Here is a 23070-nt window from a genome sequence, read left to right on the forward strand (position 1 = left end):
GCAGCTGCGCCGGCTGACGGCACTGGTGCCGGCGGCGCGCGGCAGCTATGCGCTGCGGCTGGCCACGCTGGACGGGCGGGTGACCGCCGTCACCCGCGCCACGCCGACCGATCACATGCTGGCGCAGGGTGGCGCGCTTCTTGCCAGCCTGTCGAACCTGCCGGCCGCGAAATCTTCGCTCGCGCCGCTGATCCTAGCGCTGCATGATCCCTGCATCCCCGTCGCCCTGAAAGAGGCCGGCCATGCATGAGATGAGCCTTGCCGAAGGCATCCGCCAGATCGTGATCGAGCAGGCCCGCGCACATGGCTTTTCGCGGGTGAAAAGCCTGCGGCTGGAGATCGGCCGCTTTGCCGGGGTGGAAAAGCCGGCGCTGGAATTCGCCTTTGATGTGGTGATGCGCGGCAGCCCGGCCGAGGGCGCGGCGCTGGAAATGCTGGACCTGCCGGGCCGCGCCCGCTGCTTCGACTGCATGAAACTGGTGGAAATCGACGACCGCCTTGCTCCCTGCCCGCTTTGCGGCTCCGGGAAGCTGCTGCCCGAGGGCGGCGACGAGATGCGGATCAAGGATATGGAGGTGATCTGACATGTGTACGGTTTGCGGCTGCGCCGATACCCCGCGCTTTGAAGGCGCGCTGAAGGAAAAGCCCCTGCCCTTCGGACATGTCGATGCCGGCAAGGGCCCGTCGCAGGGCCACGGCCACGGCCACGATCACGGGCACGGGCACGGCCACGGCCACGCGCATGATCATGCGCATGATCACGGGCACGGCCATTCCCATGCCGGCCACGATCACCCCCATGACCACGCGCATCCGCAGGGCCACGCCCCCGCGCAGGACCATGGGCATCCTCACCACGCGCAGGATCATGGCCATGGGCACGACCATGCGCGCGACCACGCCCACGGCCCCGATCACCACCATTACGGCACCGGCGCCGCGGGGGTTTCGGTGCCCGGCCTGTCGCAGGCCCGGCTGATCGAGGTTGAAACCTCGATCCTGTCCAAGAATGACGCGCTGGCCCAGGGTAACCGCCGGGTGCTGAAGGCGCTGCAGGTTCTGGCCTTGAACCTGGTCTCCTCGCCCGGTTCGGGCAAGACCACGCTTCTGTGCGAAACGATCAAGGCCCTGGGCGATGCGCCGCTGGCGGTGATCGAGGGCGACCAGCAGACCAGCGCCGACGCCGACCGTATCCGCCATACGGGCGCACGGGCCATTCAGATCAACACCGGCAAGGGCTGCCATCTGGACGCGCAGATGGTCGGCCATGCGATCGACGATCTGATGCCGGCGCCGCAGAGCTATCTGTTCATCGAAAATGTCGGCAATCTGGTCTGCCCGGCTGCTTTCGATCTGGGCGAGGATGCCAAGGTGGCGATCCTGTCGGTGACCGAGGGCGAAGACAAACCCTTGAAATACCCCGACATGTTCACCGCGGCCCAGGTGGCGATCCTGAACAAGCTGGACCTTGCCCCGCATACCGATGCCGATCTTGACGCCTATGAGGCCAACCTTCTGCGGGTCAATCCGGGCCTGACCATCTTCCGCCTCTCGGCCCGCACTGGCGAGGGCATGGGCCCCTGGCTTGACTGGCTGCGCGGCCGGCTGGCCGACAAGCGGGCGCCGCGATGACCACGCCGCCGCGCCCCGTTCTGCTGCTGGTCGATGACGAGCCGCATTCGCTGCAATCCATGCGCATGGCGCTGGAAGACGAATTCGACGTGCTGACCGCCCCCGATGCCACCGCCGCCCTGCAGGCGATGGAGGAAGACTGGGTCCAGGCGGTGATCTGCGACCAGCGCATGCCCGGCCGCACCGGGGTGGATTTCCTGACCGAGCTGCGCAGCCGCTGGCCCGAGGTCGTGCGCATCATCATCACCGGCTATACCGACCCCGCCGCCATGGCCTCGGCGATCAACGAGGCCGGCATCCACCAATTCATCACCAAGCCCTGGCATCCCGACCAGCTTCTGATGGCCGCCCGCAACGCCGTGCGCCTGTTCCAGCTGGCGCGCGAAAACGAACGCATGGCGCTGGAGATGCGGCTTCTGGCGTCAACCCAGGAATCGAAGCTCGACAAGCGGCGCCGGGCGCTGCGCGAAGGGCTGGGGTTCGAAACCATCCTGCGCTCGCGCCAAAGCCCGATGAATGCGGTGATCGAACAGGCCCGCATCCTGTCGACCTTCGACGTGCCCGTCCTGCTGACCGGCGAGCCGGGCACCGGCAAGGCCCGCCTTGCCCGGGCCATGCATCTGGGATCTCTGCGCTCGGACCGGCCGTTTCATGCGCTGAACCTGGCCGGCATGCCCGACGATCTGCTGGCAGTGGAACTGTTCGGCGCCAAGCGCGGCGTCCTGCCCGGCGGGGTCAACAAGATCGGCCTGGTGCAGAAGGCCGATCGCGGCACGCTGTTTCTGGGCGGGATCGAGCATCTGTCGCCCTCCATGCAGCTTGCGGTCAACCGGCTGGTCGCTGAGGGCAGTTTCACCCCGGTCGGCGGCCAGGATGTGCAGGTCACCAATCTGCGGCTGATCGCGGCCTCGGCAAGCGACCTGGGCCGTCTGGTGGCCGAGGGCCGCTTCCGCCCCGATCTGGCCTTTGCCCTGGCGGTCGGAGAGCTTGCCCTGCCGCCCCTGCGGGCACGCCGCGGCGATGTGGCGATCCTGGCCGAGCATTTCCTGATGGAACTGGCCGGCCAGCACGGCAAGACCGCGCATGGGTTCGAACCCGCCGCGCTGGAATTTCTGGAAGGCTGGGACTGGCCCGGCAACCTGCGCGAATTGCGCAACGAGGTGACGCGGATGCTGATCTTCGCGCAAGGCCCGATGCTGGGCGCCGAGCTGATCAGCCGGGCAATCCTGCAGGCCCCGCCCTCGGATGCCGGCGCCGACCGGGTACCGGCCGATGTGCTGATGGCCGACGGCTCGTTGAAAGACCGGGTCGAACTGGTCGAGATGCGCATCCTGCGCGAGACGCTGACCCGCCATCGCTGGAACAAAAGCCGCGCCGCGGCGGAACTGGGCCTGTCACGCGTGGGCCTGCGGGCGAAACTGGATCGATACGGGATCGCCGACCCAACCGGCCGCGCGCCCGCGGAAGAAGAGGAGGAGTAGCCATGTGTCTGGGAATTCCCGGCAAGATCATCGCCATCACCGACGCGGGCAGCCTGATGGGCATGGCCGAAATCTCGGGCGTGCGGCGCGAAGTGTCGCTGGCGCCGGTGGCGGTCGGCCCGCTTGAGGCGCTGATCGGCCAATGGGCGCTGATCCATGTCGGCTTCGCCATGGCGATCATCGACGCCGATGAGGCGGCGAAAACCCTGCAGGCCCTGGCCGATCTGGGCGAGGCGCAGGAAACGCTGGACCAATTGGCCGCCGCGGAAAGGGCCCTGGCATGACCCCTGCCTCCATGAACTTCACCTCGGATTTCCGCGATCCCGCCGCCGCGCAGCGGCTGTTGTCGGCCATTGCGGCCTCTTGCGACCGGCTGGGGGCCACGCGGGAAAAACCCATCCACATCATGGAGATCTGCGGCGGCCACACCCATTCGATCTTCCGCTACGGGCTGGACAAGCTGGTGCATGAGGGGGTGGAATTCATCCACGGCCCCGGCTGCCCGGTCTGCGTGCTGCCGATGAGCCGCGTCGATGAATGCGTGGAAATCGCCGAGCGGCCGGGGGTGATCTTCTGCACCTTCGGCGACGCGATGCGCGTGCCCGGCACCAAGCGCAGCCTGATGCAGGCCAAGGCGTCCGGTGCAGACGTGCGTATGGTCTATTCGCCGCTGGATGCGCTGGTGCTGGCGCGCAAGAACCCCGACCGCGAAGTGGTGTTCTTCGGCCTGGGGTTCGAAACCACCACGCCCTCGACCGCCTTCGCCATCCAGGCCGCCGCGCGCGAGGGGCTGAAGAATTTCAGCATTTTCTGCAACCACATCACCGTGCCCGAACCGATCAAGGCGCTGCTCGACGACCCCGACATGCTGCTTGATGGCTTCATCGGGCCCGGCCATGTCTCGATGGTGATCGGCATCCACCCTTACGATTTCATCGCCGCCGATTACGGCAAGCCGATCGCGGTGGCCGGGTTCGAACCCTTGGACCTGTTGCAATCGGTGTTGATGGTGCTGCGCCAGATCGAGACCGGCGAGGCGAGGGTAGAAAACCAGTACGCCCGCGTGGTGCCCGAACATGGCAACCCCGCCTGTCTGGCCGCGATGGCCGATGTCTATGAACGCCGCCCCAGCTTCGAATGGCGGGGCCTGGGGGAAATCGACGCCTCGGGGCTGCGGATCCGCCCGGCCTATGCGGCTTTCGATGCGGAAGAGAAATTCGGCATCGGCTATGCCACCGGCCGGCGGCAGGTGGCGGAGCCCGAAGGCTGCGCCTGCGGATCGGTGATGACCGGCAAGATCAAGCCCACCGCCTGCCCGCAATTCGGCCGCGGCTGCACGCCCGATATGCCTTTGGGCGCGCTGATGGTGTCGTCCGAAGGCGCCTGTGCGGCCTATTGGCAATATGCCGGTGCGCGGGTTGCGGCCGAGTGATGCGAATTTTCGACGAAAATTCGCGCCCCTGAACCACGGTACGGAGAAGTGACATGGCCCTGCGCGATCAGCGGGTAACGATGGCCCATGGCGGGGGCGGCCGCGCGATGCGCGACCTGATCGACGAGGTCTTCACCAGCACCTTCCAGCCGCCGGGCAGCGAAGATCAGGCGCGGCTGATGGATCAGGCCCTGCGCGAACCCGGCGCGCGTCTGGCCTTCACCACCGACAGTTTCGTCGTGACGCCGCTGGAATTCCCCGGCGGCGACATCGGCAAGATCGCGGTCTGCGGTACGGTCAACGACCTGGCCGTGGGTGGGGCGCGGCCGCTGTGGCTGTCTGCCGCCTTCATCATCGAGGAAGGCTGCGAGGTGGCCCTGCTGCGCCGCATCGTCGCCTCGATGGCGGCCGAGGCCGAAGCCGCCGGGGTGCGGATCGTCACCGGCGACACCAAGGTCGTGGAGCGCGGCAAGGGCGATGGCGTCTTCATCACCACATCGGGCATCGGGGTGATCCCGGCCGGCGTCGATCTTGGCGCTGCAAAGATTGCGGCGGGCGATCTTGTCATTGTCAATGGGGTCTTGGGCGATCATGGTGCGGCAATCCTGGCCGCCCGCGGCGACCTGGCGCTGTCGACCGATCTGCAATCGGATTGCGCCGCCCTTGGCCATCTGATGCAGGCGGCCCTGGCCGCCGCCCCCGGCATCACGGCGGCGCGCGATTGCACCCGGGGCGGCCTGGCCTCGGCGCTGAACGAGATGGCGGGCGAAGCGGGCCTGTCGGTGGAAATCGACGAGACGCTGCTGCCTCTGCGCGACGAGGTGAAGGGCGTCTGCGAGATCCTGGGCCTTGATCCGCTTTATCTGGCCAATGAAGGCCGTCTGGTGCTGTTCTGCCCTGAGGCCCAGGCCGAGGCCTGCCTTGCCGCCCTGCGGGCCCGGCCCGAGGGCGCGGGCGCCGTGATCATCGGCCGCGCAAAGCCGGGCGAGCCGGGCCGCGTCACCATGCGCACCCCCTTTGGCGGCAGCCGCATCGTCGACATGCTGGTCGGCGAACAGCTGCCCCGGATCTGCTGACCCCGATCTTCTGCCCCCGTCTTCCGCCCTGCCGCCTTCCTCTCTGCAAAAATATCCTGCGGGAGGTCCGGAGGGTGCAAAACCCTCCGGCGGCCGGCCAAGACCGCTACCGCTTGCCGTAATACAGCCCGACCACATGCTCGGCCTCGGCAAAGAACAGCCAGCGCGCGGCAAAGGCGCCCAGAAGATGCGCGGCCGTGGCCAGAACCGATGCCAGATGCACCGGCAGCGCCGCCAGAAGCGCAACCGGCAGGATACAGGCGAAGACCAGCGCGATGACCCGCAGCTTCGCCACATGGCGGCGGCCGACGACATAGATCATCTCGCGCAGCAGGTAATTGCCGGCGGTATGGGCGGGCTCGAAAATCTCGGCCCGGCCCAGACGGTCCAGCCCGGTCGCGCTGCCGATCGTCTGCCCGGCCCGGGCGAAGGCGCCATCGCCGACGCGCCAGCCCGCCAGCAAGACCAGCGCCAGAACCGCGCAAAGCCCATAGGCCCAGGGCAGCCGCACGGCCAGGATCGCGGCCCCGGTGGCGGCAAAGCACAGGAAGGTCACCGGGGTCAGCCAGTGGTTCCAGCGCGGCACGCTGCGCAGCTGGGTATAGATCATCGCGGTGGACAGCACCGTCACCGCGCAGAGCCCCGCGCCCAGGACCCCGATCCAGCGCCCGAAGCCCAGATCCAGCCAATCCGACAGCGCCATCGGCGCCAGGACCAGCAGCGTCAGAACCGCGCTGACGCCTTCCCGCGACAGCCAGCTTGACCGCCACTGGCTGAAGGCGCGCCAGGCGCGCTCGGGATGGCCGAGATGGAAGGTCGAGGCCAAAAGCCCTGCCACCGCCAGCGCATAGCCCAAGCCCCAGCAGGTGAAGGCGCCCCAGCCGGAAACCGGCAGCGCGCCCAGTCCCAGCAGCGCCAGAAAGCCGAAGCCAAGCCCCGACAGCACGGTGAACAGAATGACCGAAGGTGCCGGATGCATCAGATCTTCCCCAGAACCCGGTCCAGCCATCCGGCAAAGCCGCTGGCCCTGATCTCCAGAAGCGGCGCCAGCGGCGCGGCCTGGGCCGCCCCCTTCTTGCGCGGCGGCAGATAGCGGTTGACGGGCTTGGTCTTCAGATCCGGCATCAGCGCATAGCCGCCGCGGTCTGCCGACAGACGGCTGACCGCGCTGTCCGGATCGGCGAAATCGCCGAAATGCCGCGCGCCGGTCGGGCAGGTGCGCACACAGGCGGGTTCGCGGTCTTCCTCGGGCAGGTGGTCATTGTAGATCCGGTCGACGCACAGCGTGCATTTCTTCATCACCCCCTGCGCCGCGTCCATCTCGCGCGCGCCATAGGGGCAGGCCCAGGCGCACAGGCCGCAGCCGATGCAGGCGTCTTCGTTCACCAGCACGATCCCGTCCTCGGCCCGCTTGAAGCTGGCGCCGGTCGGGCAGACGGTGACGCAGGGCGCGTCCTCGCAATGCAGACAGGATCGCGGGAAGGTCACGATCTGGGCCGGGCCGGTTTCGGGCGTGACCTGATAGGAATGGACGCGGTTCAGGAACGTGCCCGAGGGCGCGGCGCCATAGGGATCCTGATCCGACAGGCCCTTTACCCTTCCCTGATCCTGATCGTTCCAGCCCTTGCAGGCGGTGACGCAGGCCTGACAGCCGACGCAGGTGTCAAGGTCGATCACCAGACCCAGCTTCTTGCCGGTGGTTTGCGGCAAGGTGGTCATGCGCCCCGCCCCCCGAAGCGCCCGAATTTTCGCAGAAAATTCGCGCCCCGCCCACCCCCGGCGCGCGGCGGATCGGGCAGGACGGGAAATTGCGGCTCGGCCGCGTCGCGGGGCCCGACCCGGGTGAGGCGCACCTTCTGGTCGAACCAGGCCGCCTGTCCGGTGACCGGGTCGGAATTCGGCACCCGATTCGGGCCCGGCAGCACTTCGGAAATCAGATGGTTCAACAGGAATCCTTCCACCGCCTCGGGCGCATCGGGCGCCAGCGCCCAGGCCCCCTTGCGTTTGCCGATCGCGTTCCAGGTCCAGACCGTGTGGGGGTTCAGCGCCGCCATATGCGCGACGGGCACGGTGATCGCGCCGGTCGGGCTTTCCACCCGCGCATAATCGCCGGGCTGAAACCCCTGCCCTTCCCAGATCGCGGTCGGCAGGTACAGGACATTGCGCCCCTTGATCTGCCGCAGCCAGGCATTCTGGCTGCCCCAGCTGTGATACATGTCCATCGGCCGCTGGGTCAGGGCATGGACCGGATAGCCCTCGCCCGCCGCTTCGCCCGCCGGCTCATACCAGACCGGATAGGGCGACATCGCCTGGCGCAGCCGGTCACGCAGATGCTCGGGCGGCTGGCGGGGGCCATGGCCTTCGGCGGCCAGCTGGAACCGGCGCAGCGGTTCGGACCAGAGCGAGAACAGATAGGGCTGCGGCGTGTCATACAGACCCAGCCCCACGGCCCAATCCTGATAGGCCGCATTCCAGGGCTTCATATAGGCCGCCCCTTCCGGCACATGCGCCTGATAGAAGCCGCCATTCTCGATATAGCGGGCGATCTGGTCGGGGTTCGGGGCGCCCCGCCCCTGATCCTCGCCCGTGCCGCGAAAGCCCATCAACGGGCCGATACCCGGCTTGCGCTGATGGGACACGATGTAATCGGCATAATCGCGGAATTTCGGCGAGCCGTCTTCGTTGACCATGCCGGGCAGGCCCAGCCGCGCGCCCAGATCCAGCAGAACCGACTGGAAGCCCCGCACCTCGCGGTCGGGTTCCACCACCGGCCAGCGGATCGAATCGCCCGCCGCATCGGGTTCGGAAATCGGCCGGTCCAGCAGGCTGATGCAGTCATGCCGTTCCAGATAGGTCGTGTCTGGCAGGATCAGATCGGCATAGGCCACCATTTCGGACGCATAGGCATCGGAATAGATGATCCGCGGGATCACGTAATCCTCGCCGTCTTTCGCGGTCAGCATTTGCATGACCTGCGCCGAGTTCATGCTGGAATTCCAGGCCATGTTGGCCATGTAGAGAAACAGCGTGTCGATCCGGTAAGGGTCGCCCGCATGGGCGTTCGGGATCAGCATATGCATCAGCCCATGGGCCGACAGCGGCGCCTCCCAGGAAAACGCCTTGTCGATCCGGGCGGGCGTGCCGTCTTCCTTCAGGCACAGGTCCGCCGGCGATCGGACATAACCCAGATGCGGGCCCGACAGCGGTTTTCCCGGCACCGAGACGTGATGCGGGGTCGGATGCGCCTCGATGGGCTTGGGGTAAGGCGGCTTCAGCCGGTAGCCGCCCGGCGCCTCGACGCTGCCGAGGAAGATCTGCAACAGATGCAGGGCGCGGGCGGTCTGGAAGCCGTTGGAATGGGCGGAAATCCCGCGCATCGCGTGGAAGCTGACCGGGCGGCCCTGCATGACCTCATGGTGGTTGCCGCGGAAATCCACCCAAGGGCGCGGCAGCGCGAAGGCCTTGTCAAAGGCCGCCTGCGCCAGTTCGGCGGCCAGGGCGCGGATGCGCCAGGGCGCGATCCCGCAGCGATCGGCCACCGCTTCGGGCGCGTAATCGGGCTTCAGATATTCCTCGGCCAGATGCTGGAAAACGGTGCGATGACCCAGCAACGCGGCGCCCAGATCCGGCGCCACCCCCTTGCCATCCCAGGGCGCCGGCATCCCGGTGCGCCGGTCGATCACGAAGGGCTGGCTTTCGGCATTCTTGAAGATCAGCCCCTTCTCGGGGCCGTCCGTCGCATTCACCAGGAAGGGCGCATTGGTCCATTGCGCCAGATAGTCGAGGTCGATCTTCCCGGCCTCCAGCAGGCAATGCACCAGCGACAGGATGAACAGCCCGTCGGTGCCCGGCGTGATCCCGTACCAGTCATCGGCCACCGCCGAATAGCCGGTGCGGATCGGATTGACCGAGATCACCCGTACGCCGCGGTCCTTCAGCTTGCCGATGCCGATCTTGATCGGATTGCTGTCGTGATCCTCGGCCACGCCGAACATCACGAACAATTCCGTGCGGTCCCAGTCGGGCTGTCCGAATTCCCAGAACGCGCCGCCGATGGTGTAGATGCCGCCCGCCGCCATGTTCACCGAACAGAAGCCGCCATGGGCGGCGTAATTCGGCGTGCCATAGGCCTGGGCCCACCAGCCGGTCAGGCTTTGGCTTTGGTCGCGGCCGGTGAAGAAGGCCAGCTTCTCCGGCGCCGTCTCGCGCAGCGGCTTCATCCAGGCGGTGGCGGTTTCCAGCGCCTCGTCCCAGCTGATCTCCTCGAACGCGCCCGAGCCGCGCGGCCCGACCCGCCGCAGGGGCGCGCGCAGCCGCGAGGGCGCGGTGACCTGCATGATCCCGGATGCGCCCTTGGCACAAAGGACGCCCTTGTTGATCGGGTGGTCGCGGTTGCCCTCGATATAGGTGACGCGGCCCTCGGTCAGATGCACATTGATCCCGCAGCGGCAGGCGCACATGTAGCAGGTGGTCCTGCGGATCTCGTCCGAAATCGGGGCACTGGTCACCACATGCGGCTCTGCCGTCATTCCTGCCCCCTCTGGCGCGCGCCTCGCTTGCTTCGGCCGCACTCTGCCGTTCCGCCCCTGAAGCCGCAAGAGGATGAACCTTCCTCTTTCGGAACATTCAGGAGGATATCTTTCCTGCCCGGGGCCACAGCGGCGAACGACGTCTCAGATCAGCGCGCGGCCCAGACCCAGCGCCGCAAGCCCCGCCAACAGCAGGATGGCAAAGCGGCGGAACTCTTTCGGGTCGGCGGCGAAGAAATGCCGCCCGCCCAGAAAATTGCCCAACAGCGTCAGCGGCAAGGTCCAGAGCGCGGCCCAGATCGTGTCCCACGACACCAGCCCGGCCCAGAAATACAGGGGCGCCGAGTACAGGTCCAACAGCGGGAAATAGGCGATCAGCGTGGCGCGGAAGACCGAAGCCCGCATCGGCTGGGCGGCGAAGAAGGCGGCAACCGGCAGGCCGCCCATGCCCGGCGCATTGGCCAGGCCCGAGACCAGGCCCGCCAGCAGGTTGGACTTGCCCCGCAATTCGGCCGACAGCTTCCATCCCGCCAGCAGCACCGCGCACATCACCAGGATATAGCCCGAGATCACCGCCTTGGCCGCGGGCTCGGAAATCCCGGTCAGCGCCCAAAGGCCCAAGGGCAACCCGACCGCCGCGCCTGCCAGCAAAAGCCAGACCCGGCGCCAGTCCACCGCGGGGCCCGCGCCGCGCCAGGCCTGCAGCGACATGACGGTTTCCAGAATCACCACCACCGCGACGAAATTCAGCGGGTTCATCACCACGCCCGAGGCGGCGATGACGATGGCGGAAAAGCCGAAGCCCGAATAGCCGCGGATGAAGCCCGCACCCAGAACCGCCAGCGCCATCCACAGCGCCGCGCCAAGCCCCATGTCGAAAGGCAGGGTCATGGCCGTTCTCCGCGCGCCAGCCGGCCTTCGATCGCGTCGATCACCGGGTCGATCTCGGCAATCGAATCAATCACATAATGCGCCCCCGCCGCCACCAGTCGGCCCACCGCGCGGGCGCGCAGCCGGGCATGCGCCTCGGGCGCCAGCGCCGCGGTTTCCTCGGGCGACAGGCCGAATTCATTGCCGGTCAGCGCCACGCCCACCGTCCAGCTGCCGGCTGCCAGCCCCTCGGCAAGGCCCGCCTCGGTATCGTCGACCTTCACCACCGCATGGGCGGGCCAGACGCCCAGTTCGACAAAGCAGCGATACATCATCAGCGGCGCGGGCCGCCCGGTCGCCAGATCGCCGGCGCAGACCAGCGCATCGGGCACATAGCCCTGCCGGGCGGCTTCGGGCAGCAGGCGGGCCATGATCTCGCGGCTGTAGCCGGTGGTCGCGCCGATCTTCAGCCCGCGCATCCGCAGCCGTTCAATCGCCGGCACCGCGCCCTGGATCATCTGGCAGCGGGCGGCGACGGCATCGGCCGCCATCGGCAGGAACGCCGCGTGGATCCGGTCGATGGCGGCATCATCCGGCGCCGCACCCTGCGCCGTTTCCCAGGCGGCGGCGATCCGGGGCTGGGCCAGCAGCGCCCGGATATGGTCGTGCTTGGCCAGGCCCATGGGGCCGCGCGCCTCGGCCGCCGAGATCGCGACCCCGAAGCCGGCAAAAGCCTGCACGAAGCCATCGACCGGCGCGCGCGAGCCGTGGTCGATCACCGTGCCCGCCCAGTCAAGGACGGCCGCCTTCAGATGCGCCATGACGCGCCTCCGCCCAGGGCGCGGGGCGCGCCGCGCGGCGTCATGCGCCTGCCTGCTTGCGCATGTCGGCCGCCGAGATCCCCGCAACCGCGACCGGCTTCTTCATCGCATCGCGCCGGAAGGGCTCGCCCAGTTCCTGATTGATCAGCGCCTCGATCAGCGTGGTCTTGCCATGCTTCATCTGATCCTCCAGCGCCTGCGCCAGCGCATCGCGCAATTCGTCCATCGTCCGCGCGACCACGCCCCGCAGCCCGCAGGCCCGCGCGATCCCGGCATAGGAGACGCGGGTGTCCAACTCGGTTCCGACGAAATTGTCGTCATACCACAGGGTCGAGTTGCGCTTTTCGGCGCCCCACTGGTAGTTGCGGAACACGATCTGGGTGATCGCCGGCCATTCCGGCCGGCCGATGGCGGTCAGTTCCGTCACCGCGATGCCGAAAGCGCCGTCGCCGGAAAAACCGACAACCGGCACATCCGGGCAGGCGATCTTGGCGCCGACGATCGAGGGCAGCCCATAGCCGCAGGGGCCGAACAGGCCGGGCGCCAGGTATTTCCGGCCCTTCTCGAAGGTCGGATAGGCATTGCCGATGGCGCAATTGTTGCCGATGTCGGACGAGATGATCGCCTCTTTCGGCAGAACGCTGGTGATCGCGCGCCAGGCCATGCGGGGCGACATCCAGTCGGGCTTGGCCGCGCGGGCGCGTTCGTTCCAGCTGGTGCCCGGATCGTCCTGTTCGTGATCCATCGACGACAGTTCCTGCGCCCAGCGGCTTTTCGTCGTCGAGATCAGCGCCCGGCGCGCGGCGCGGCCATCATCGCCCGCCGTCAGCGACAGCCGCGCATACAGCGCCTCGGCCACCTTGCGCGCGTCGCCCACGATCCCGACCGCAACCTTCTTGGTCAGGCCGATGCGGGACGGATTGATGTCGACCTGAATCACCTCGGCCGCTTTCGGCCAATAGTCGATCCCATAGCCCGGCAGGGTCGAGAACGGGTTCAGCCGCGTGCCCAGGGCCAGCACCACATCGGCCTGGGCGATCAGCTCCATCGCCGCTTTCGAGCCGTTATAGCCCAAGGGCCCCGCAAACAGCGGATGCGAGCCGGGGAAGGCGTCATTGTGCTGGTAGCCCACGCAGACCGGCGCCTCCAGCCGTTCGGCCAGCCGCATCGCGGCCGGGATCGCGCCCGACAGCACCACGCCGGCGCCGTTCAGGATCACCGGGAACTTCGCCGAAGACAGCAGGTCGGCCGCCTCGTCCAGCGCATCATTGCCGCCTGCCGGGCGCTCGAATTCCACGATCCGCGGCAGCTCGATGTCGATCACTTGCGTGAACATGTCGCGCGGCAGGTTGATCTGCGCCGGGGCCGAGGCGCGGCGGGCATTGATGATCACCCGGTTCAGCACTTCGGCGATGCGGCTGGGATCGCGCACCTCTTCCTGATAGGCGACCATATCCTTGAACAGCGCCATCTGTTCGACTTCCTGGAAGCCGCCCTGGCCGATGGTCTTGTTCGCGGCCTGCGGCGTGACCAGCAGCAGCGGCGAGTGGTTCCAATAGGCGGTCTTCACCGCGGTCACGAAATTGGTGATGCCCGGCCCGTTCTGCGCGATCATCATCGACATCTTGCCCGAGGCGCGGGTGTAGCCATCGGCCATCATCCCGCCCGAGCCTTCATGCGCACAGTCCCAGAAGCTGATGCCGGCCTTCGGGAACAGATCCGAGATCGGCATGAAGGCCGAGCCGATGATGCCGAAGGCATGCTCGATCCCATGCATCTGCAAGACCTTGATGAAGGCTTCCTCGGTGGTCATCTTCACGGCGCTTCTCCTCCGACGCTGGGCTTTGCCCGATGGTTCTAGCGCTGCGCCGGGCCGGGCCTTAGGGCCAGTCAATCCGCCGCAATAGCGCCAGTCGTTCCGCGCCGCGCCAGGGCCGCCAGCACCGAGCGCGCCGCCCGCAGCCCGGGCGGCTCGCCGCCCCGGCCCAGCCGCTGCATGGTCAGGCGCATCGCCTCGGCCTGCGGGCCCGGGCCCTCGGCCAGAAGCGCCATCAAGGCCGGCGCGATCTTCGACGCGGTGCAGTCGCGGCCGATGAATTCCGGCACGGTCCGCGTCTCGGAGACCAGATTGACCAGCGTCACCGTATCGACGCGCACCAGGCGCCGCATCAGCCACAGGGTGATCGGCGCCATGTCATAGGCAATCACCATCGGACAGCCCTGGGCGGCCAGTTCCAGGCTGACCGTGCCCGAGGCCGCCAGCGCCGCATCCGCCGCGGCGAAGGCCGCGATCCTTGTGCCCAGATCGGGCGCGGTCAGCACCACCGGATGGCCGGGCCAGTCGCGGCAGGCGGCGGTGACTTCGGCAGCCAGATGGCGCGGCGTCGGCAGCACCACCCGCAGATCGGGATAGCGCCGCGCCACCAGGGTCAGCGTCTCGCCGAAAGGCGCGATCAGCCGGCCGATCTCGGACCGGCGCGAGCCGGGCAGCGCCAGAATCAGCGGCGCCTCGGGCGGAATGTCATGCGCGGCGCGGAAGGTCTGCGCCTCGATCGGGCTGGCCTGCGGCTCGGCCGCGACCGGATGGCCGACGAAATCGCAGCTCATGCCCGCGGCGGTCATATAGGGGGGCTCGAAGGGCAGAAGCGCCAGCACATGGTCGATGACCCGCGCCATTTTCGCCGCCCGCCCCGGCCGCCAGGCCCAGACCGAGGGCGCGACGTAATGCACCGTGGTCAGACCCGGCGCCGCCTCTTTCACCAGCCGCGCGACGCGCAGGCAGAAATCCGGCGAATCGATGGTGATCAGCGCCGCCGGCGCCGCGGCAATCGCCGCCGCGGCCGCTTCGCGGATCCGGCGTTTCAGGTGGACATACTTGGGCAGGATCTCGGCGATGCCCATCACCGACAGCTCTTCCATCGGGAAAAGACTGTCCATCCCCTCGGCCTGCATCGCCGGCCCGCCGATGCCGCGGAAGACCACACCGGGCACCAGCGCCTTCAGCCCCGCCATCAGCGCAGCCCCCAGCCGGTCGCCCGAAGGCTCGCCCGCGATCAGGAACAGGGTCAGCGGCGCGGCGGTCATGCGGCGCCCCAGAGCCGACAGGGCCTGTCCGACAAGGGCGCCACCCGCGCCCTCATCCGCTGCGGCCCCGCGCCCAGAGGAACAGGCCGACTTCTTCCGCCGCGGCCCGCATCGCGGGCAGGTCAAGGCAGATCACCCCGCCCGCTTCCCAGGCGATGCCGCCCAGCCCCGCCCGCGCCGCCGCGGCCACCGAAGCCGGGCCAAGGGCTGGCAGGTCGATGCGGCGGTCCTGCAAGGGTTTCGGCGCCTTGTACAACAGCCCGCGTCCGGCCTGCGCCGGCGGCAGCAGCGCCTCGGGCAGGGCCGCGACCTGGGCCAGCATCGCATCGGTGCCGGCGATGGTTTCGGCCGCAAGGCAGATCCCCTGCCGCACCACGCAGCCCTGGCCCACATCGACCCGGCCCAAAGCCTCGACAATCGCGGCGGCGCGGGTGGCATCGGCCTGGTCGCGCGCGGTCAGCGCGCCGGCCAGCAGCCCCTCGCCCGGCACCAGGGCCGGCGCGATCTCGGCCGCGCCGGTGATCTGGAAGCCTTCTTCCTCGAACAGCGCGATCACCTCGCGCAGAGTCGCATCATCGCCCTGCGCCAGCGACTGCATCAGCCGCGGCACGATCTGCGCGGTGGCCGGATCGAACAGCGCCGGGTCCAGCCGCGGCCGCCGCACCGCGCCGGCAAAGGCAACCTGCGTCACGCCTGCGTCCTGCAAGGCGTTGAAGAACGGATAAAGCCGCTCGATCCGAAAGCTCAGATCCGGGGTCAGCCCTTCCGGCGCAAAGCCGTCCAGCGCCGCCACAAAGGGCCGCTGCGGCAGAGCCGCGACCAGAGCCGCGGGCAAGGCCCCGGCACCGGCGATCAGCGCCAGGCTCACTTGCCGCCCTTGGGCGTCAGGAAGCTGCGGTCGCTGTCGGCCAGGATGAAATCGGCGATCTCGCGCACCAGCGGATTGTCGGTGGCCTCGGCCAGCGCGCGCGCCCGGTCCTGGAAGGCGCCCTCGCCCTCGGCCAGATCGTGATAGGCCGCGCGCAGCGCCGAGATCGCGGCGCGATCCACCCCGCGCCGCTTCAGCCCCACCAGGTTCAGCCCGTCCAATTCGCCCCGCGGCGCCTGCACCAGACCATAGGGAATCACGTCCTGCGCCACCATGGTGACCGCGCCGATGATCGCGCCCTTGCCGATGCGCACCCATTGATGCACGCCCGACAGGCCGCCCACGATCACATCGTCGCCGATGACGCAATGGCCGGCGATGGCGACATGGTTGACCAGGATCACCCGGTCGCCGATCTGGCTGTCATGGCCGACATGGGCGCCGGTCATGATCAGGCAATCGTCGCCCACCCGTGTCACCCCGCCGCCGCCCTCGGTGCCGGTGTTCAGCGTGGCACCCTCGCGGATGCGGCAGCGCTGGCCGACGACCAGCCGCGTGCGTTCGCCCTTGAACTTCAGGTCCTGCGGCACCTCGCCCACGGTGGCGAAGGAAAAGATCGTGGTCTCGTCGCCGATCTCGGTCCAGCCGGTCACCACGGCATGGCTTTTGATCGTCACCGCCCGCCCCAGCGTCACCTCGGCGCCGATATAGGCGAAGGGGCCCACCATGCAATCGGGGCCGATCGTGGCGCCTTCCTCGACGAAGGCCGAGGGGTGGATGACGGCCGTGCCGTTGATGCGCATCGGCTCAGGCCTTGGGCAGGTCGAACATCGCGGTGAAACTGGCCTCGCAGGCCAGCTCTCCCTCGACCATCGCCCGGCCTTCGAACTTCCACACCCGCCCGCCACCGCGCAGCGCCTTCACATGCAATTCCAGCACATCGCCCGGCACCACCTTGCGGCGGAATTTCACCCCGTCGACGCCCATGAAGAAGACTTTGGCATTCTTGTCGACCAGATCCATCGACAGGCCGACCAGCACGCCCGAGGTCTGGGCCATCGCCTCGATGATCATCACGCCGGGAAAGATCGGCATCCCCGGGAAATGGCCCTGGAACTGCGGCTCGTTGAAGGTGATGCATTTCACCCCGACGCAGCTTTCGTTCAGCACCACATCCTTGACCTTGTCGATCAGCAGGAAGGGATAGCGATGGGGAATGATCCGCTGAATCAGGTCGAGATCGGCGGTCGTCACAGCGCTGGCATCCACTGGGCCCGTCCTCCTTGGCTTCTTGGGTTGCGATCCTGCTATCAACTTGATCCCGGCGGAGCAAGTTCCCCTGCGCCCTTCGCAGGTTGCAGATCAGGGCTTTGGTGCGGGCGCCTCGGGCGCGGGCAGCAGCGGGCCGGGCGCCGTGCCGTCTTGTGGCGCATCCGGCACCGCAGGCCCGGGCGCGGCCGGCTCTGCCGGGGCCGAGGGCGCGTCGCCGGGCGGATCAGGCGGCAGATCGGTCAGGACCTTGTCGATCCGCGCCACCGCCTCATCGGTCATGTCCACCGCCGAAAGCGACAGGATGATCGCATTGTCAGCCAGAATCGCCACCGCGCCCGTGTCCCGCAGCAGATCGCCCAGAACCGGCACCGCGGCCTCGAAAAAGGCGTGCCGCTCATCTTCAAGGCGGCGGGTGATCGAACGCGACTTGGCTTCCTGCGCGGTGCGGATCGCCTCGACCTTGGCATCGAAAGCCGCGGCCAGCGGCGCGAAGGCTTCGGGCTTCAGCGTGGCGCGGCGTTCGGTCAGGTCTTTCTCTTCCGCCTCAAGGGCGGCTTCCAGCTTGCGATTCTCGGCCGAAAGGGCATTGGCATCGGCCTCGGCCCGCGCGAGCGCCGCCTTGCCATAGAGCGAGTCCTTGAAGAAGCGGTCCTGATCCAGCGTCACCAGCGGCGACGGCAGCATCGTGACCTGGCGCTCCTCGGGCGGCGTGGCGGGCGAAGGTTCGGCCGGCGTCGCGGGATCCGGGGCCGCCGGCGCCTCCTGGGCGGCCAGCGGCAGCGCCAGCCCGCCCAGCAGCAGCAGGGCGGCCATGCCCCCCTGCCCCATCCGCCACTGGCCGCGCCCGGTCATCCTAGAACTTCGTCGCGATGCTCAGGTCGAAGAACTGGTCCTTGTCGTAATCTTCCTTGACCAGCGCCTTGGCAAAGTTGAAGCGCAGCGGCCCGATCGGGGTTTCCCACAGGAAGGACAGACCGACCGAGACCCGCGGGTTGAAGCTGTCATCGACCGTGCCCGCCAGGCCCGCCGTGTCATCCAGGCTCCAGACCGAGCCGATATCGGCGAACATGCCGCCGGTGATGCCGTATTCCTCGGGCAGGCCCAGCGGGAAATCCGCCTCGAAGCGCGCGACCGCGAACATGTTGCCGCCGAGCGCGTCTTCCTGATCGGTGCCGTCACGCGGGCCGATCCCGTTCGGCTCGAAGCCACGGATCTTGCCGCGCCCGAAGAACCGGTCGGTGACCCGGGTGCCTTCATCGCCGAAGGCATGGATCATCCCGCCTTCGAAGATCGCCCGAACGGTCATTTCCTCGTTGAAGACCTTCTTCTCGGCCACGGCCAGTGCGGTCGCGGTCAGGAATTCGGTATCGCCGCCCAGACCGCCCATTTCCAGACCGAAGCGCAGCAACAGGCTGGAATCGGGGTTCAAGCCGGTGATGCGATTGTCGAATTCATAGGTCGCGCCCAGGGCGCTGGTCAGCAGCGCGCCGTCCTGACCCTGCTGGGTTTCGCGGATGATGATCGGCGAGTCACCGCTGTATTTGTACAGCCGGCGGTCCGACAGGCGGTAGCGCACCCGCAGGCTGGATTCTTCGGTCAGCGGGAAGCCCACACCGAAGCTCAGCCCGGCATCGCGGGTCGAATACAGCGCATTGTCGTTGTCCGAGGTGGTGTAGTTCCCGGCAACCGTAAAGCTCAGATCGCGGCCCAGCAGCGCCGGTTCGGTGAAGCTGAAGGAGGAATCCTGATTGTCGGCGCCCGAGGTGATCGCGGCGGCAATCGCCTGGCCGCGGCCCAGGAAGTTCGATTCCGAGAAGCTGAGATTGACCCCCGTGCCGCTGGAGACCGAATAGCTGAGCCCGAAGCCCAACGAGCCGGTGGGCTTTTCGGTCACGTCGACATTGACCACGACCTGATCGGGGCTGTTGCCCTGTTCGGCATTGACCTGCGCATCCGAGAAGAAGCCCAAGGCGCGGATGCGCTCGGCCGATTGGCGGATTTCGCGGGCGTTGAAGGGGTCGCCTTCGGCGGTGCGGAACTGGCGGCGCACCACTTCGTCCAGCGTGGTCGCATTGCCCTCGATGTCGATCCGCTCGACGAAGACGCGCTGGCCGCGCACGATGGCGAATTGCACATCCACCGCCTGATTGCGGTCGTCCCGGGTGATCCGCGGCTCGACCCGGATGAAGTTCAGCCCCTTCTTCAGGGCCAGATTCTCCATCCGCGCGATGTTGTTGTCGATCACGGCCGGGTTATAGGTCTGCCCGGTCTTGATCTTCAGCACCGCCGCGAATTCCGCCGGATCCAGCCCCTCGACCTCCGAGATCGTGCTGTATTTGCCGACCGTATAGGGCAGGCCCTCGCGCAGGGTGAAGGTGATGAAGCTGGCGTCGCGTTCGCGCGACACTTCGGCCGAGGCATCCAGGACCTGGAAGTCGATATAGCCGCGCGAGCGGTAGAAATCGGTCAGCACCTGCTTGTCGACTTCCAGCCGTTCAGCGACGAACGTGTCGCGCTGGATCAGCGCGCGCAGGAAGCCCGCCTGCTTGGTTTCCAGCACCTGGCGCAGCCGCCGGTCCGAGAAGGCGCGGTTGCCCACGAAGGACAGCCGTTCCACTTCGACGACCTTGCCCTCGGCGATCTCGAAGACCAGATCGACGCGGTTGCCCTCGCGCTTGATCACCTTCGGCTCGACCGTGGCGGCGATGCGGCCGCGGATGCGGTAGATTTCGGCAATGGTCGCCGCGTCGGATTCGGCGGTGGTCGGGTTGAAGACCCGGCGCGTCTGCGACTGGATCGCCGCGGCCAGTTCCTCGTCCTTGATCCGCTTGTTGCCTTCAAAGCTGATCACGTTGACGAAAGGATATTCCTGCACCTTGATCACCAGGGTCGACCCCTGGGGCACGATCTCGACGGTCTGGAACAGGCCAGAGGCGAAAATCCGCTGATAGGCGTCGTTCAGGGCGGCGGCGGAAACCTGCTGGCCCTTGGCGATTCCGGCATAGGCCAGGATGGTCGAGGCATCGACACGCTCATTGCCTTCGACGCGCACATTGGTGAAGGCAAAGCTCTGCGCCAGCGCCGGGCTGAAATACGGCGCGGAAACCCCTGCAACACCAAGGAAAACGGCAGCGGCGGCGGCTTTGGTCAAGGCCGGGCGGCGGATCAGGGATGTCGCGCCACGCCCGCGAGTTCCAGTCGTCCTGCCCATGCCTCATCCCGCCCTGTAATTGCCTTCTGGATTGACTAGCGGGATTGGCCAGTCTTGTCAAAAGGCTGCGGTCGCTGTGGATAACTTTGGCAGATCTGGTGGTCGGCCCGCCCTGCCCCGGGCATATGCCTGCCCCCTCGGCAGGCCTTCGCGCAGGCCAAGGCGCAGGCGCGCGTCAAGCCGCAAGGTCATGGCTCCACGCGCAGCACAGCGCCAGTCGTCCTGTCAGGAAAGGCGGCCGCTCAGCCGAAGGTCAGCTGTACCACCAGCGCGGCGCCCAAAAGCCCCAGCACGATGGCACCAAGCGAGAACAGACGGTCCGCATTCAGCGAGACCAGAAGCGACAGACCCGGGAAACGGCGCTGGACAAGATGCATGGCGATGACCCCCTGATACATCCCCTCGATACCGCGCCCGGATAGGCGGCGATTGCGGCGCATTTATGGCCAGTCCCCCGGCCAATCCACGGGAATTGCGTGAAACTGTCAGGTACAGGTCACGTCCATCAGCAGCGCGAAGGCCATCAGCGACAGCAGAAGCGTCAGCCCCACCGCCATCAGCACCCGCAGCGCCCCGTCCGAAGGCGGCCGGCCGGTCACCGCCTCATAGGCGTAAAAGACCAGATGCCCGCCATCCAGCACCGGAATCGGGAACAGGTTCAGGATGCCGATCCCCAGCGACAGCACCGCCAGCATGCCGGCGAAGGTCTGCCAGCCCGCCTTGGCGGCATCGCCCATCACCTCGGCCATGCCGATGACGCCCGACATGTTGCAGGCCGAGATCTGCCCCGCGACCATGTGCCAAAGCCCCGAGAAGGTCGTCACCACCATCTCGCCCATCTGCTGAAGGCCCAGTTGCAGCGATTCCCCAAGGCCCGGGCTGCGGGTCAGCGGCTCGAAGGTCAGGCCCGAGCCGAGGCCCAGGAACCATTTCGTCTCGAACCCCGCGCCATCGGCCGCGGGCACATCGCGCCGCCGCGGGGTCAGGGTCAGATCGAAGGTCTCGCCGGCGCGCCAGACCGTCAGCGGAACCGGCTGGCCGTCCGAGTTGAACACGACGTCCTGAAGATCGGTGAAACTCACCAGATCGCGCCCGCCGGCGCGCAGGATCACGTCGCCCGGCTGCAACCCCGCATCGACGGCGGCGGATTTGACCTGCACGCTCGACACGACCGGCGGTTGCAGGTTCGGGGTCTGCAGCGCCAGTTCCTGCCCGTCGCGCAGCACCTTGACCGAGACCATGGGCGTGCGCGGCAACGTCTCAAGCGCCTTGACGAAGCTTGCCGTGTCGGGCGTGGCGATGCCGTTCACCTCGACGATCACATCGCCGGTCTGCAGGGTCTGGGTCTGCGGCAGCGGCACCAGCCGGCCCACGGTGGGCTGGTCCTGCGCGATGCCGACGGCCCAGATCAGCCCGAACAGCACCACGAAGGTCAGGATGAAATTCGCCATCGGCCCCGCGGCCACGGTCAGCGTGCGCGCCCAAAGCGGCGCGCCGGCCATGGTGTGGCGGCGTTCCTCGGCCGAAAGCCCCAGGCCCGGATCGGCGCGCACCGAGGCCGCGTCGCTGTCGCCCAGGAATTTCACATAGCCGCCGAAGGGAATCGCGGCCAGCTGCCATCGCGTGCCGCGCCGGTCGACCCGGCTGAACAGCACCGGCCCGAAGCCCAGCGAGAAGACCTCGGCGTGAATGCCGGTCCAGCGGCCCACGATGTAATGGCCATATTCGTGGATCGCCACGATGATCGACAGGGCGATGACGAAGAAGATCGCCGACCAGACCCCGCCGCCCAGCATTCCCAGAATGTCCATAGCTAGATCACGTCCTTCTGTCGCCGCGCTGCGGCCTCATCCGCGCGGCGCCGCGCCAGCGCGTCCATGGCCAGCACATCCTCAAGCCCGAACCCGGCCCGGCCCAGGGCCGGATCGCGGGACAGCAGGTTCAGCACATCCTCGACCACCGCTGCCATATCGGTGAAGCGCAGCCCGCCTGCAAGGAAATGATCCAGCGCCACATCCTTGGCCGCGGTGAAAGCCGCCCCCGCCAGTCCGCGCAGCCGCATCACCTCGGCCGCCAGGCGCAGCGCCGGGAAGCGGGCCGGATCGGGCGCGCGGAAGGTCAGTTGCCCCAGCGCCGCCAGATCAAGCCGCGCCACCGGCAGCGCCGCACGCTCGGGCCAGTTCAGGGCATAGCCGATCGAATGGCGCATGTCGGGCGCGCCCATATGCGCCATGACCGCGCCATCGCGGAAGCCGACCATCGAATGGATGATCGATTCGGGATGCAGGATCACCTCGATCTGCGCCGGATCGACGCCGAAGAATTCCCGCGTCTCGATCACTTCCAGCGCCTTGTTGAACATCGAGGCGGAATCGATGGTGATCCTTTGCCCCATCGCCCAGTTGGGATGGGCCAGCGCCTCGGCCACCGTGGCCTGGGCCAGCCGCTCCAGCGGCCAGTCGCGCAAGGCGCCGCCGCTGGCGGTCAGGATGATGCGCTCGACCGTCTCCAGCCTTTCGCCGGCCAGCGCCTGGAAGATCGCCGAATGCTCGCTGTCGACCGGCAGGATGCGCGCGTCATGCCGGGCGGCCTGCGCCATCAGCAGCGGGCCCGCCGTCACCAGGCTTTCCTTGTTGGCCAGGGCCAGCGTCGTGCCCTGTTCCAGCGCCACCATTCCCGGCACCAGCCCGGCCGTGCCGACGATCGCGCTCATCACCCAATCGGCGGGGCGCGCGGCCGCCTCGGCAATCGCCTCGGCCCCCGCCGCCGCGGCAATGCCGCTGCCCGCCAGCGC

Annotated in this window: 21 protein-coding genes and 1 pseudogene; 7 read left to right on the forward strand and 15 right to left on the reverse strand. The window is 67.9% G+C overall.

Translation table 11 applies throughout. The features are described 5' to 3' along the window. From K1Y73_RS16105 to hypE, 7 genes and pseudogenes are all read left to right on the forward strand, one after another. Positions 1–250 (forward strand): annotated as a pseudogene (locus K1Y73_RS16105) (HupK protein); the annotation flags it as partial. Continuing rightward, the gene (gene hypA, locus K1Y73_RS16110; protein WP_225029333.1) at positions 243–584 is read left to right on the forward strand and encodes a hydrogenase maturation nickel metallochaperone HypA; all 342 of its coding nucleotides are present in this window, start codon (positions 243–245) and stop codon (positions 582–584) included. The pseudogene K1Y73_RS16105 and the gene hypA, both read left to right, overlap by 8 nt. Before the next feature lies 1 nt (position 585). After that, positions 586–1632 carry a hydrogenase nickel incorporation protein HypB gene (gene hypB, locus K1Y73_RS16115; RefSeq protein WP_318248252.1) on the forward strand — a complete coding sequence of 349 codons (1047 nt, stop codon included), beginning with the start codon at positions 586–588 and terminating at the stop codon, positions 1630–1632. Next, complete coding sequence (locus K1Y73_RS16120; RefSeq protein ID WP_225029334.1) at positions 1629–3113, forward strand: sigma-54-dependent transcriptional regulator; 1485 nt, start codon at positions 1629–1631, stop codon at positions 3111–3113. Before hypB ends, K1Y73_RS16120 begins: the two co-directional genes overlap by 4 nt. Positions 3114–3115: 2 nt before the next feature. After that, positions 3116–3397 (forward strand): HypC/HybG/HupF family hydrogenase formation chaperone, encoded by a 282-nt coding sequence (locus tag K1Y73_RS16125; protein WP_225029335.1) that lies wholly within the window; start codon positions 3116–3118, stop codon positions 3395–3397. Between the two features lie 11 nt (positions 3398–3408). Further along, positions 3409–4545: a hydrogenase formation protein HypD gene (gene hypD, locus K1Y73_RS16130; protein ID WP_225029351.1), complete on the forward strand. Its 1137-nt coding sequence runs from the start codon at positions 3409–3411 to the stop codon at positions 4543–4545. A gap of 53 nt (positions 4546–4598) precedes the next feature. After that, positions 4599–5621, forward strand: coding sequence for a hydrogenase expression/formation protein HypE (hypE, locus tag K1Y73_RS16135; RefSeq protein WP_225029336.1), 1023 nt, complete (start codon positions 4599–4601; stop codon positions 5619–5621). A gap of 106 nt (positions 5622–5727) precedes the next feature. On the opposite strand, the gene K1Y73_RS16140 is transcribed toward hypE, so the two are convergent. The 15 genes from K1Y73_RS16140 to dxr form a co-directional block, all read right to left on the reverse strand. Continuing rightward, positions 5728–6600, reverse strand: a complete 873-nt coding sequence (locus K1Y73_RS16140) for a dimethyl sulfoxide reductase anchor subunit family protein (RefSeq protein WP_225029337.1) — start codon at positions 6598–6600, stop codon at positions 5728–5730. Next, entirely contained in the window at positions 6600–7340 is a 741-nt protein-coding gene (locus K1Y73_RS16145; RefSeq protein WP_225029338.1) for a 4Fe-4S dicluster domain-containing protein, read from the reverse strand. The genes K1Y73_RS16140 and K1Y73_RS16145 overlap by 1 nt, the downstream gene beginning before the upstream one ends. Beyond that, on the reverse strand, positions 7337–10150 hold the full coding sequence (locus tag K1Y73_RS16150; RefSeq protein ID WP_225029339.1) for a molybdopterin-dependent oxidoreductase: 2814 nt from the start codon (positions 10148–10150) through the stop codon (positions 7337–7339). The genes K1Y73_RS16145 and K1Y73_RS16150 overlap by 4 nt, the downstream gene beginning before the upstream one ends. Positions 10151–10294: 144 nt before the next feature. Beyond that, entirely contained in the window at positions 10295–11041 is a 747-nt protein-coding gene (locus tag K1Y73_RS16155; protein ID WP_225029340.1) for a sulfite exporter TauE/SafE family protein, read from the reverse strand. Beyond that, positions 11038–11841 (reverse strand): phosphonoacetaldehyde hydrolase, encoded by an 804-nt coding sequence (phnX, locus tag K1Y73_RS16160; protein WP_225029341.1) that lies wholly within the window; start codon positions 11839–11841, stop codon positions 11038–11040. The genes K1Y73_RS16155 and phnX overlap by 4 nt, the downstream gene beginning before the upstream one ends. Before the next feature lie 40 nt (positions 11842–11881). Further along, entirely contained in the window at positions 11882–13660 is a 1779-nt protein-coding gene (xsc, locus tag K1Y73_RS16165) for a sulfoacetaldehyde acetyltransferase (protein ID WP_225029342.1), read from the reverse strand. Between the two features lie 71 nt (positions 13661–13731). Beyond that, complete coding sequence (gene lpxB, locus K1Y73_RS16170) at positions 13732–14910, reverse strand: lipid-A-disaccharide synthase (protein ID WP_225029352.1); 1179 nt, start codon at positions 14908–14910, stop codon at positions 13732–13734. Positions 14911–14977: 67 nt separating this feature from the next. Beyond that, positions 14978–15793 (reverse strand): LpxI family protein, encoded by an 816-nt coding sequence (locus tag K1Y73_RS16175; RefSeq protein WP_225029343.1) that lies wholly within the window; start codon positions 15791–15793, stop codon positions 14978–14980. Beyond that, a complete protein-coding gene (gene lpxA, locus K1Y73_RS16180; RefSeq protein ID WP_225029344.1) occupies positions 15790–16596 on the reverse strand; it encodes an acyl-ACP--UDP-N-acetylglucosamine O-acyltransferase in 807 nt (268 codons plus the stop codon). Before lpxA ends, K1Y73_RS16175 begins: the two co-directional genes overlap by 4 nt. Before the next feature lie 4 nt (positions 16597–16600). After that, positions 16601–17062: a 3-hydroxyacyl-ACP dehydratase FabZ gene (gene fabZ, locus K1Y73_RS16185; protein ID WP_225029345.1), complete on the reverse strand. Its 462-nt coding sequence runs from the start codon at positions 17060–17062 to the stop codon at positions 16601–16603. Positions 17063–17155: 93 nt separating this feature from the next. Then, entirely contained in the window at positions 17156–17917 is a 762-nt protein-coding gene (locus K1Y73_RS16190) for an OmpH family outer membrane protein (RefSeq protein ID WP_225029346.1), read from the reverse strand. Position 17918: 1 nt separating this feature from the next. Further along, positions 17919–20276, reverse strand: coding sequence for an outer membrane protein assembly factor BamA (gene bamA / locus K1Y73_RS16195; RefSeq protein WP_225029347.1), 2358 nt, complete (start codon positions 20274–20276; stop codon positions 17919–17921). Positions 20277–20518: 242 nt separating this feature from the next. Continuing rightward, complete coding sequence (locus tag K1Y73_RS22045; RefSeq protein WP_263626660.1) at positions 20519–20653, reverse strand: hypothetical protein; 135 nt, start codon at positions 20651–20653, stop codon at positions 20519–20521. Positions 20654–20761: 108 nt separating this feature from the next. Then, positions 20762–22087 carry an RIP metalloprotease RseP gene (gene rseP / locus K1Y73_RS16200; protein WP_225029348.1) on the reverse strand — a complete coding sequence of 442 codons (1326 nt, stop codon included), beginning with the start codon at positions 22085–22087 and terminating at the stop codon, positions 20762–20764. Between the two features lie 2 nt (positions 22088–22089). After that, positions 22090–23070, reverse strand: a 981-nt coding sequence (gene dxr / locus K1Y73_RS16205) for a 1-deoxy-D-xylulose-5-phosphate reductoisomerase (protein ID WP_225029349.1), incomplete at its 5' end; no start/stop codon positions are given.

This window comes from Xinfangfangia pollutisoli (assembly GCF_020179405.1).
GTDB lineage: Bacteria > Pseudomonadota > Alphaproteobacteria > Rhodobacterales > Rhodobacteraceae > Pseudogemmobacter > Pseudogemmobacter pollutisoli.

Bases quoted from the DNA above. Each gene is read 5' to 3' on its own strand.
- hypA (WP_225029333.1), top strand. From the start codon at position 243: ATGCATGAGATGAGCCTTGCCGAAGGCATCCGCCAGATCGTGATCGAG.
- hypB (WP_318248252.1), top strand. From the start codon at position 586: ATGTGTACGGTTTGCGGCTGCGCCGATACCCCGCGCTTTGAAGGCGCG.
- K1Y73_RS16120 (WP_225029334.1), top strand. From the start codon at position 1,629: ATGACCACGCCGCCGCGCCCCGTTCTGCTGCTGGTCGATGACGAGCCG.
- K1Y73_RS16125 (WP_225029335.1), top strand. From the start codon at position 3,116: ATGTGTCTGGGAATTCCCGGCAAGATCATCGCCATCACCGACGCGGGC.
- hypD (WP_225029351.1), top strand. From the start codon at position 3,409: ATGAACTTCACCTCGGATTTCCGCGATCCCGCCGCCGCGCAGCGGCTG.
- hypE (WP_225029336.1), top strand. From the start codon at position 4,599: ATGGCCCTGCGCGATCAGCGGGTAACGATGGCCCATGGCGGGGGCGGC.
- K1Y73_RS16140 (WP_225029337.1), bottom strand. From the start codon at position 6,600: ATGCATCCGGCACCTTCGGTCATTCTGTTCACCGTGCTGTCGGGGCTT.
- K1Y73_RS16145 (WP_225029338.1), bottom strand. From the start codon at position 7,340: ATGACCACCTTGCCGCAAACCACCGGCAAGAAGCTGGGTCTGGTGATC.
- K1Y73_RS16150 (WP_225029339.1), bottom strand. From the start codon at position 10,150: ATGACGGCAGAGCCGCATGTGGTGACCAGTGCCCCGATTTCGGACGAG.
- K1Y73_RS16155 (WP_225029340.1), bottom strand. From the start codon at position 11,041: ATGACCCTGCCTTTCGACATGGGGCTTGGCGCGGCGCTGTGGATGGCG.
- phnX (WP_225029341.1), bottom strand. From the start codon at position 11,841: ATGGCGCATCTGAAGGCGGCCGTCCTTGACTGGGCGGGCACGGTGATC.
- lpxA (WP_225029344.1), bottom strand. From the start codon at position 16,596: ATGCGCATCAACGGCACGGCCGTCATCCACCCCTCGGCCTTCGTCGAG.
- K1Y73_RS16190 (WP_225029346.1), bottom strand. From the start codon at position 17,917: ATGACCGGGCGCGGCCAGTGGCGGATGGGGCAGGGGGGCATGGCCGCC.
- bamA (WP_225029347.1), bottom strand. From the start codon at position 20,276: ATGGGCAGGACGACTGGAACTCGCGGGCGTGGCGCGACATCCCTGATC.
- K1Y73_RS22045 (WP_263626660.1), bottom strand. From the start codon at position 20,653: ATGCATCTTGTCCAGCGCCGTTTCCCGGGTCTGTCGCTTCTGGTCTCG.
- rseP (WP_225029348.1), bottom strand. From the start codon at position 22,087: ATGGACATTCTGGGAATGCTGGGCGGCGGGGTCTGGTCGGCGATCTTC.